Origin of the sequence: Pedobacter sp. CFBP9032 (genome assembly GCF_034045265.1) — a bacterium.
Taxonomy (GTDB): domain Bacteria; phylum Bacteroidota; class Bacteroidia; order Sphingobacteriales; family Sphingobacteriaceae; genus Pedobacter.
On sequence record NZ_JAXCWE010000020.1, the window covers coordinates 30,480 to 41,929 of the forward strand.

At 42.6% G+C, this 11,450-nt stretch carries 3 protein-coding genes; 2 read left to right on the forward strand and 1 reads right to left on the reverse strand.

Going from position 1 to position 11,450, the window contains the following annotated elements:
* On the forward strand, window positions 1-214 hold a 214-nt coding region (locus SOM16_RS22385), incomplete at its 5' end, for a hypothetical protein (protein WP_320466227.1).
* A gap of 282 nt (window positions 215-496) precedes the next feature.
* Here the strand turns inward: SOM16_RS22385 and SOM16_RS22390 are convergent.
* Window positions 497-2,530, reverse strand: a complete 2,034-nt coding sequence (locus SOM16_RS22390) for a tetratricopeptide repeat-containing sensor histidine kinase (protein WP_320466228.1) — start codon at window positions 2,528-2,530, stop codon at window positions 497-499.
* Between the two features lie 997 nt (window positions 2,531-3,527).
* On the opposite strand from SOM16_RS22390, the gene SOM16_RS22395 reads away from it, so the two are divergent.
* On the forward strand, window positions 3,528-11,450 hold a 7,923-nt coding region (locus tag SOM16_RS22395; RefSeq protein ID WP_320466229.1), incomplete at its 3' end, for a DUF7507 domain-containing protein.

Consider the following 11,450-nt stretch of genomic DNA (forward strand, 5'->3'; position numbering starts at 1 on the left):
TTTTATCCAAGTCAGTAGCTGGGCTAGGTCAGTGCCATCCCAAAAAATTGACCATGCCGGTCTAAGAGCAGAACGAAGAAACGGTGGTTTGGCCTTGTTGGGAAGTGATAGCGACCGCAATTCTTGTTATAAATCTGAGTTTGCATCTAATTCTCATCATGCTATTGCCACCCTGCTATCCGGCCTAGGAAATGATGGAAGGAGAAAACGTTAAAGCTTCAACTCTAAACTTTCATACCCCCATAACCCAAGGCAGCGCGTACTCCCCCGATTCTTCATCGGGGTGCTTGTGCTGCCGAAACAAAGCTTTAACGAATTTATCCAACATCAGATCCAAGCCTTGATTTTTTTGTTACTTTTTTGATCAAGCAAAAAAGTAAAAGCCCTTCGGTGGCTAGCCGAGGCCAGCCAGCGCAGCGGGAAAAAACAACAGTATTAAAGGCATGTTGATCCGCTGCATTACTATACCTTTTCAATAATATTGTTAGAAATTAAATTAATTAAAAGGTAGCGATACATAAAAAGTACTTCCTTCATTCACTTTGCTTTCGAACCAGATATCGCCACGGTGCGCTTCCACAATTTGTTTGGAAATGGCAAGGCCAATACCAAAGGAATGTTCTCCAGATGTACCTACCCGTCTGGCATCAGTAAAAATATCAAAGATTTTGTCCTTGTGTTCCGTGGGGATTCCTATACCCTGATCTTTAATTTTGATCGTAACTTTATCTTTTGTTTTAAACATCTCAATTGTAATATCTCCACCTATCGGGCTAAACTTAATTGCATTAATAATTAAATTGCTAATTAACCGCCAGATTTTTCCGGAATTTGCCTTAATCGTAACGTTTATGCCAGAGAACATTAACTTTTGCTTTTTTGCCTTTGCCTTAAACTGAAGCAATTCAATACAGTAAATTATCAAAGAATTCAATACAACCGATTCTGTTTTTATATCGTTAGCATTGGTGTTAATATGTAATAAATCGGCAATCATTTCTAGTGAATGGGTGCAGGAAGTTTCCAGCAGATCTACCATTTTATGTTCATCTGTGGAGAGATCAGCATCTTTGAGCAGTGCCGTAATGCTAATGGCTGCAGCTAATGGACTGCGAAGATCGTGCGCTACTATCTGCATCATACGCGTGTTTTCACGCTGACTGATCTCCAACGCCGTGAGTAGCTCTTGCATTTGAATATTTTGTTCAGTGGTTTGCCGGTTAAGCATTTTAAGTTTTTTCCTGCTATGAGATAAAAAGAACAAAGTGATAATAATAACGACTGAAAATACAATCAACGCAATCAGAAAATCCTGTTGTTTTTCTTTCTCTTCGCTTAAGGAATTTAGCTTATACTGTTGCTCATTATTTTTGAAAAACATATCTATATCGCTCACCTTAAGCGTCAGATTTGCCCTATTTATAGAATCCTGCTTGTTGTAGTAAAGTTGCAGGTTAGCATACGCCTTTGGGATATTTCCGGTTTTATCATAGTACAACCACCCCAATTTATACACCCTTAATTCGCTCTCTATCGGCATGGCCTTCTCAGAATGCTTGTCTGCTAATTTAAGCCTCAACTCTTTCAACACGCGATCAGTTTTTTGTAAATGATTAAAGTCGAGGTAAAGTTTTGCCAGCTTAATTTTTGCTGTCAAGGCATCCACTTCATCAAACTTTGGCCGGTCATTAATCGCAATACTTTTTTTTAAGTATTGCTCTGCCTGATCATATTGACCTAATTTGGCATATGCTCCTCCAAGATTACCATATACGATACCCATAGAAGCGAGGATATAATCCTCTTTTAACTGATGCATCTGTGGGTATTGGTTGATTAAATATAGCGCCTTTTTATAATAAAGTGTTGCACTATCCAGCTTACCGATAAGTTCATAGGAAATGCCGATTGAATTTAGATAGTTGTGCCTAGCTAAGTAATTGTTGTATAGTGTTTTATTGTCCCTACAGTATTTACTATCACGGTAAGCCTGTTTAAAGAAATGAATAGCCTCCAGATATTTTTTTTGTTTGTATCTCACCCCACCCAGGCGATAAGTGATACCATAGGCATGGCATTTATCTAAGTTTTTAGCAGCAAAATCCTGGGCTTTGTAGTAGTAATGAAAGGCAGTATTATACTGTTTATTCATTAATTCAGCATCACCTTTGGCAAAAATTGCATCTACATACTCAAGCTTATACTGGTTTTGCCAATTATTTAAAAGCGTTAGCATACTATCTGCATACAAATTTGTTTTACGGGTATCTTCTTTTGTTGTACGATAATGCATGAATTTGACGTTTAACCGCTCATATAAATCTTTTACGCTGGGATTTTTTAAGGTACGATAAGAAGAATCAAGATAGACCATGGCTTGATCGCTCAGCTTGTAACGCCTCATTGTATCTACTTTACTTAATATTTTTTCTGCCTGATTGGATAAACCCGGATCAGTTTGCTGGGGTGGTTTTCTATTGCAGGAAGCAAAATAAAAGAGAATGATCAGACTGATTAAGATTTTATGCATAGGAGTTTATCTGGGGATAGCAGTTATCTATAAATTCTTATTCGCCCTGGTAAATGGGTTAAGTTCATATTAAACCATATAAGAATGGCTAAATGAAAAAGTAGTTTGCCGGGGATTTCAATCATGCAATATTGTTAAAAAAAATAATATATAAGCATTAGGTTATTTTGCTGATGCATTTAAATTAATTTATGATAAGTTTTTCTTTGCCCCAACAATATACACCTGCATAAACAATTTTTGACGTGGCTTAATAATGGGTTTATCGGGATGTAATTTTAAATCAGTTATCCTTCTTAAAATACCACATATTCCTATGCTAATGATAACAGCTAAATAGATAAATCATATAGGAAACTGTCTTAATACCGTTCTTTTACTCCCTGTAAATTTTTGGATATTTAAAATAGCTTATCATTTAATTTGCAATGCCGTCGATATAAACTTGTCCTGGTGCAGGTTTAATTTTGTAACCTCCTGTGCAATTTTCCTAGCGGTTTTTAAATTTCTATATCATTAGCCGAAATGAGATTGCTTCGTTTTGTTCCGTTGCTATGAAATTCTGCAGTTTTTATTCAACGAACAAAATCCCTGTTTTATGGAGTCACAATGCCTTTCTGTCTATTGGCTATTCCTCATCATATTTACTTGTAATACATTAGTTGCACGGAAATAATAAAGGGCTTAACTGGCCTTTTATCTGAACAAACAATTTTCAACTATTATATCATTAACGCTATTAACCTTCATTAAAATTTTGCAATAGTTTATGCCAAAGATAATCAACAGAATACTACCGTATTTAAGATTGCAACATAGGCTAATGATTTATTTCATTAAGCCAGGTATAAACAGATGCTGAACACATTAACCAGATAAAATAACGTACCCATTCATTACTGAGTAGAGGTTAAGTGCTAAAAAACCTTGCTTTTACTTGGCCTACATGTCATCAATACCAATCAGGATAGTACCCAAGATTAATACTGCATTAAATATGAAAAAACTCTACCCTTCTTCATGCACCAAAAAGGATCTGTTGATCTGCCAGATATTTTCAGGAGAATTACCCCTTAAAATCCCCCCAACTAACAACAATAGATGCTCTATTAATTTTTGGATGAAACTGGCATATTTATTTTTGCTGGTTTTTGGCATGCAAACGGGGTTTGCACAAGCGCAGACTAATGTAGCCCTGGGTAAAACAGTTACGTCCTCTGGTAATTTCGATGCAGTAAATTTTCCTATTTCCAACCTAACGGATGGGAACTTCAATACTATTGCACATACCAGTAATGCCAATTCGCCTACAAATGCAGAGTGGCTAATGATTGATTTGGGATCTGATGTTTTTATTAATCGCGTAAACATCGGAGACCGTCCGGGATCTAATCGGGTACGTCGTTTTATGATTGTAACCTTTCCGAGCATAGTAGGCGCTCAAAATCCATCATTGTTGCCTGCACAAGGTGGCGCGGTGAACCCTCAAAATTATCTTGACGGCGCCAATGCTTCATTGTACAATCGATTAATTTATACTCAAGCTGATCAAGTTTTTGCTAGCGACCCTTTTGGTAAGGGTACTGACGCTGTTCCAGGCCCTGCAGGTACAAGACTTGCGCCTGCCTTTCCTGGAAATACAGCGACTGCAGGTGGCCAACTGAGTCTCAATATAGGTACACATAAAGCCCGTTATGTTCTGCTGATCACACTTCAAGATGATTACCTTGATCCCACAGAATTACAGGTATTCGAAGCGCCTACTCCTTTTGTGCGTGCCTTTGTAAATGGAAGCTTTGAACAAGGTCCAACCGTTACCACCAGAAATGAATTTATTAGAGAAGATAAGGTTCCCGGTTGGAGTGCTACAGAAGCAGTAGGTATGTCAAGTAGTAATAATACTTCTGTACCTACTGACGGGAGTTTCCTCGAAATTTGGCGTTCAGGATTTAATAATGTTGTTGCCAAACAGGGTAATTATTTTGCTGAATTAAATGCTTTTACTAATGGGATGCTGGAACAGCCACCCCTTTGCGTATTAAATGGGGAAACCTTTACCTGGTCTTTTGCCCACCGGGGGCGGGGTGGTGTGGATGTAATGGCATTAAGAATTAACGATATAGACGTTGCCCGGTTTTCAGATAATAATGCTCAAGCCGGAACGCACTCTGCCGCAATTTTAACACCGGGTACCACCACACTTACGGCTCAGAATACAGACGCAAACGGATGGACGCAATATACAGGCACCTGGCGAAATACCACGGGATCAATACAAAAGGTAAGTTATGGCTACCGTGCAGTGAGCGCTTCTGGGAGTACCACAAGTGTAAGTAATGGTAACTTTATAGATAACGTTAGTTTAGCTTCTTTATCAAGTTTTGTATCATTTAGCTCAGCAACCGCTACAGGGCCGGAAACTACACCCACTGCCAATTTACCAAGATTACTTATTTCGGGCACCACTACCGCGGCTACTACTGTGCAGCTTATCGTGGGGGGAACCGCTACAAGAGGCTCAGATTATACCACGCCAACAGCTACCAGCGGAAACATAACCGTCAATATTCCGGCTGGTACCTATGATGGTACAGCGGCAACCGGAATTAATCTGGCGCCTTATATTAGGGTCAGTACCGATCTCGTTTCACCAGAGCCCGACGAAACCATTACCCTGGCTTTAACCAATCCATCTGCAGGGTTGGCGATTGGTGAATTAAGTAGCTGTACAGATGGAACATCTAATTCTACCTACACCATTACCGATTCTTGTATTCCGGCTACCGTTACCGGCCCGGCATCTGGCTGTGTAGGCGGTTCTACGCTTCAGCTTACAGGTTCAGGTACTCCGGCTACAAATAATCCCTGGGTATCCTCAAACCCCTCGGTGGCCACTGTTGACAATAACGGTTTGGTTACTCCGGTTTCTGCGGGTAATACCACGATTACTTATACTAACAACACAGGTTGTACCGCTACAATTGCGATTACCATAAATCCTCAACCCACCATTACCGGCACCACCAATGCATGTATCGGGGCAACTTCACAACTTACAGGCTCTGCTACGGCGGCTACCAATAATCCGTGGGTATCATCTAATACGGCCATAGCCACGGTGAGCAATACGGGTTTAGTTACCGGGGTTGCAGCAGGAACATCCAACATTACTTACACCAACAGCAATGGTTGTTCACAGCAAGTCACTTTTACGGTAAACGAATTGCCAACTATTACCGGTACATCTAGTGTATGTGTGGCTGGTACCACACAGCTTACGGGCTCTGCAACAGCAGCGACCAACAATCCATGGGTATCATCTAACACAGCAATAGCTACAGTAGATAATACGGGTTTAGTAACGGGAGTGGCAGCTGGCACCTCCACCATTACCTATACCAATAGTAATGGATGTATAAAGCAGTTAACGGTGACCGTTAATGCGTTGCCAACTATAACAGGAACTACTAGTGTATGCGTTGCAGCCACTACCCAGCTCACCGGTTCTGGCACGGCAGCTACAACAGATCCATGGGTATCATCAGCACCAGCCATCGCCACAGTAAATAATACGGGTTTGGTTACTGGCGTAGCGCCAGGTACCGCTGTAATTACTTATACCAACAACAATGGATGTACGCGGCAAGTCACTGTTACGGTAAATGCTATACCAACAATAACAGGAACAACAGCCGTGTGTATTGGCTCCACTTCACAATTGAGCGGTTCCCCTACAGCGGCCACTAACAACCCATGGGTGTCTTCTAATACCGCGGTAGCCACCATAAATAACACTGGTCTCGTAAACAGTGTTGCTGTCGGTACTACCACAATTACTTATACCAACAGCAACGGATGTTCGGAACAGGTAACTTTTACGGTAAATGCTTTGCCTACCATTACTGGAACATCAACGGTGTGTGTGGGCAGTACCACACAATTAACAGGATCAGCTACAGCCGCCACTAACAATCCATGGGTGTCATCTAATACCGCAGTAGCTACTGTTGATAATAACGGTTTGGTAACTGGAGTAGCTGCTGGATCAGCAATTATTACCTATACCAACAGCAATGGCTGTACACGCCAGGTAACAGTAACGGTAAATGCCTTACCAACTATCACGGGAGCCACACAAGCTTGTGTTGGAAAAACGACGCAACTTACGGGTTCTGCTACGGCAGCTGCTAATAATCCCTGGGTATCTTCAAATACCGCAGTGGCAACGGTAAGCAATACTGGTTTAGTAACCGGTATAGCCGCAGGAACAGCCACCATTACTTATACCAATAGTAATGGATGTAGCTCAACGACTGGTGTAACCATAAATACAATACCTGATGCGCCAACGGCGACTGCAGTTCAACCGACCTGTACCACAGCAACGGGTAGCATTTCGGTAACTACACCATCAGGCTCGCAATATACTTATAGCATTGATGGAACAAACTACCAGGCTTCAAAAGATTTCACCAATGTTTCACCAGGTACTTATTCAGTAACGGCCAGAAACAGCGATGGCTGTACTTCTGATGCAACGAATGTTACTATTAATGCGCAACCGACTACGCCTGCTGCACCAACAACAAGTGTAGTTCAGCCAACTTGTACTACTGCAACAGGTAGTATCACAGTAACGGCACCAACAGGATCGCAATATACCTATAGCATTGATGGCACAAACTATCAAGCTTCAACAGCGTTTAATAATTTAGCTTCAGGTACTTATTCTGTAACGACCAGAAACAACGAAGGTTGTACTTCTGCTGCAACGAGTGTTACCATTAACCCGCAACCGGCTACGCCTGCTGCACCAACAACGAGTGTAGTTCAGCCAACTTGTACTACTGCAACAGGCAGCATCACAGTAACTACACCAACAGGCTCGCAATATACCTACAGCATTGATGGCACAAACTATCAAGCTTCAACAGTGTTTAATAACTTAGCTTCGGGTACTTATTCCGTAACGACCAGAAACAACGATGGTTGTACCTCTGCTGCAACTAATGCTACCATTAACGCGCAACCGGCTACGCCTGCTGCACCAACAACGAGTGTAGTTCAGCCAACTTGTACTACAGCAACGGGTAGCATTTCGGTAACTACACCATCGGGCTCGCAATATACTTATAGCATTGATGGAACAAACTACCAGGTTTCAAAAGATTTCACCAACGTTTCACCGGGCACTTATTCAGTAACGGCCAGAAATAGCGATGGTTGTACTTCTGATGGAACTAGTGTTACCATTAATGCGCAACCGGCTACGCCTGCTGCACCAACAACGAGTGTAGTTCAGCCAACTTGTACTGCTGCAACAGGCGGTATTACAGTAACTACACCAACAGGCTCGCAATATACTTATAGCATTGATGGCACAAACTATCAAGCTTCAACAGTGTTTAATAACTTAGCTTCGGGTACTTATTCTGTAACGACCAGAAACAACGATGGTTGTACCTCTGCTGCAACTAATGCTACCATTAACGCGCAACCGGCTACGCCTGCTGCACCAACAACGAGTGTAGTTCAGCCAACTTGTACTACAGCAACGGGTAGCATTTCTGTAACTACACCATCAGGCTCGCAATATACTTATAGCATTGATGGAACAAACTACCAGGCTTCAAAAGATTTCACCAATGTTTCACCGGGTACTTATTCAGTAACGGCCAGAAACAACGATGGCTGTACTTCTGATGCAACTAGTGTAACCATTGATCCACAACCCGCAACACCGGCAACTCCAACGCTTGGTGCGGTTGTTCAGCCTACCTCATGTACACCAACAGGTAGCTTTACCATCACCAATTATAACGCAGCTTACACCTATACAGTAAGTCCGTCTGCAGGCGTAACCATTGCTGGTGACCGGGTAACGGCTCCTGCAGGAACTTATACCGTTTCAGCAACACTTGGTTCATGTACTTCTGGCGCATCAGCCAGTGTAACGTTAACCCGCCCGGCTACTTTAACAGCCGTAATCAGTTCTTCAACTAATGTTAAGTGTTTTGGTGAAAGTACAGGTAGTGCAACAGTTTCAGTGACAGGAGGCACTAGTCCATATACCTATTCATGGAATTCTAATCCGGTACAAACATCCGCTACCGCAAATAATCTAGCTGCAGGCACTTATACGGTAACTGTAACTGATGCCAGTGGTTGTTCAACCACTCAGGATGTAACCATTACTCAACCAGCCGCCGGATTAAGTATTACCGGAACGGTGATAAATTCAACCTGTGGAGCCACTAATAATGGATCGATTGATATTACACTTTCAGGTGGAACTACCCCATATACTTATCAGTGGAACTCTGGTGAAACCACACAAGATATCAGCAATAAAGCAGCTGGTACTTATACCGTAACGGTTACAGATGCCAAAAGTTGCGCTACATCATCGTCATTTACGGTAACAGCAGGTAATTGTCAGCCAACTGCAGTTAATGATTTTGGAAATACGACACCTGGAGTTCCAGTTTCTGGAAACGCAGCAACGAATGATACTCCAAGTGGTGACGGTGGTAATGTATGGTCTTTAATTGGTACCGATGGAGGTGCAACGTTGGGTTCAGTAACGATGAATACAGATGGATCGTTCACTTATACCCCAAAACCAAATACCAGTGGAACAGATACCTTTACTTATCATGTATGTGATGTAGACGGGGATTGTTCTACAGCTATAGTGACCATCACCATTGATGCATCAACATTGAACATTAGCACTACAAGTACAAATGTGAAATGTTATGGAAATAGCGATGGCTCAGCTACGGTAACGGCAACAGGTGGCACATCACCATATACTTATTCATGGAATACCTCACCGGTACAGGTAACAGCTACGGCCAGTAACCTTGCAGCGGGTAGTTATACCGTCACAGTTACTGACAATGTTGGTACCATCAGAACCGAAACGATTACGATCACTCAGCCTTCAAGTGCCTTGGTAGCGAATGTTGATATTCCACCTTTAGATGTAAAATGTTTTGGAGAGAATACGGGAAGTGCAACAGCCTCAGCTACTGGTGGCACCGGTCCATATACTTATTCATGGAATACTTCACCTGTACAAAATACGGCTACTGCAAGTAACCTCTCAGCAGGTAATTATACGGTAACAGTAACCGATGCAAATGGATGTACCGATAGCAAAAGTGTAGCTATCGCACAGCCTGCTGCTGCATTAAGCATCAATATTACATCACAAAATGTAATTTGTTATGGTGCTAATACAGGAAGTGCAACCGCTTCAGCAAGTGGAGGTACTAGTCCTTATAATTATTCATGGAACACTAATCCTGTACAGGCATCGGCCACGGCCAATAACCTTACTGCAGGTACTTATACAGTTACTGTTACAGATGCAAATGGCTGCTCAACAACGCAAGATGTAACTATTACTGAGCCAGCTGGTCCGGTACCTGCTCCAACAGTTACCAATGTACAACCAACTTGTACCACAGCAACGGGTAGCATTTTTGTAACTACACCAACAGGATCTCAGTATACTTATAGCATTGATGGCACAAACTATCAAGCTTCAACAGATTTTACCAACGTTTCACCGGGTACTTATTCTGTAACGGCCAGAAACAGCGATGGTTGTACTTCTGCTGCAACTAGTGTAACCATTAACGCGCAACCGGCTACGCCTGCTGCGCCAACGGCGAATGTAGTTCAGCCAACTTGTACCACAGCAACGGGTAGCATTTCGGTAGCTACACCAAGAGGCTCGCAATATACTTATAGCATTGATGGAACAAACTATCAAGCCTCAACGGAGTTTAATAATTTGGCCTCGGGTACTTATTCCGTAACGGCCAGAAACAGCGATGGCTGTACTTCTGCTGCAACTACAATCATTATTGATCAGGCTAATTGCCCTGCGATCCGCTTAACCAAAACCGGAACATTCGCTGATGCGAACAACAACGGCAAGGCCGAAGTAGGTGAGACGATTACTTACACCTTTAAAGTAGAAAATACCGGTAACGTAACGGTAAGTGATATTAAAATCACGGATCCGAAAGTGACGGTAACAGGTGGCCCAGTAACGCTGGCTCCTGGTGCGGTTGACGCGACAAGCTTCACCGCGGCTTATACAGTTACGCAAGCTGATGTTGATGCGGGAAGAGTAGACAATTTAGCTACCGCTACGGGTACAGATCCAAAAGGTAACCCGGTTACTGATGATTCAGAGAACGGTAATCCTACAGATCCGAACAATCCGGCTACCCCAACGTGTCCAACTTGTACGATCACGCCATTACCAGCAAGCCCTGCGATCCGTTTGACTAAAACCGGAACATTCGCTGATGCGAACAATAACGGCAAGGCCGAAGTAGGTGAGACGATTACTTATACCTTTAAGGTAGAAAATACCGGTAACGTAACGGTGAGTGACATTAAAATCACGGATCCGAAAGTGACGGTAACAGGTGGCCCAGTAACATTGGCTCCTGGTGCAGTTGACAATAATACTTTCACAGCGAATTATACAATTACGCAAGCTGATGTTGATGCAGGAAGAGTAGACAATTTAGCTACCGCTAAGGGTACAGATCCGAAAGGTAACCCGGTTACTGATGATTCAGAAAACGGTAATCCTACAGATCCAAATAACCCGGCTACCCCAACGTGTCCGACTTGTACGATTACGCCATTACCAGCAAGCCCTGCGATCCGCTTAACCAAAACCGGAACATTCGCTGATGCGAACAATAATGGCAAGGCCGAAGTAGGTGAGACGATTACTTATACCTTCAAGGTAGAAAATACCGGTAACGTAACGGTAAGTGATATTAAAATCACGGATCCGAAAGTGACGGTAACAGGTGGACCAGTAACGCTGGCTCCTGGTGCAGTTGACGCGACAAGCTTCACAGCGGCTTACACAATTACGCAAGCC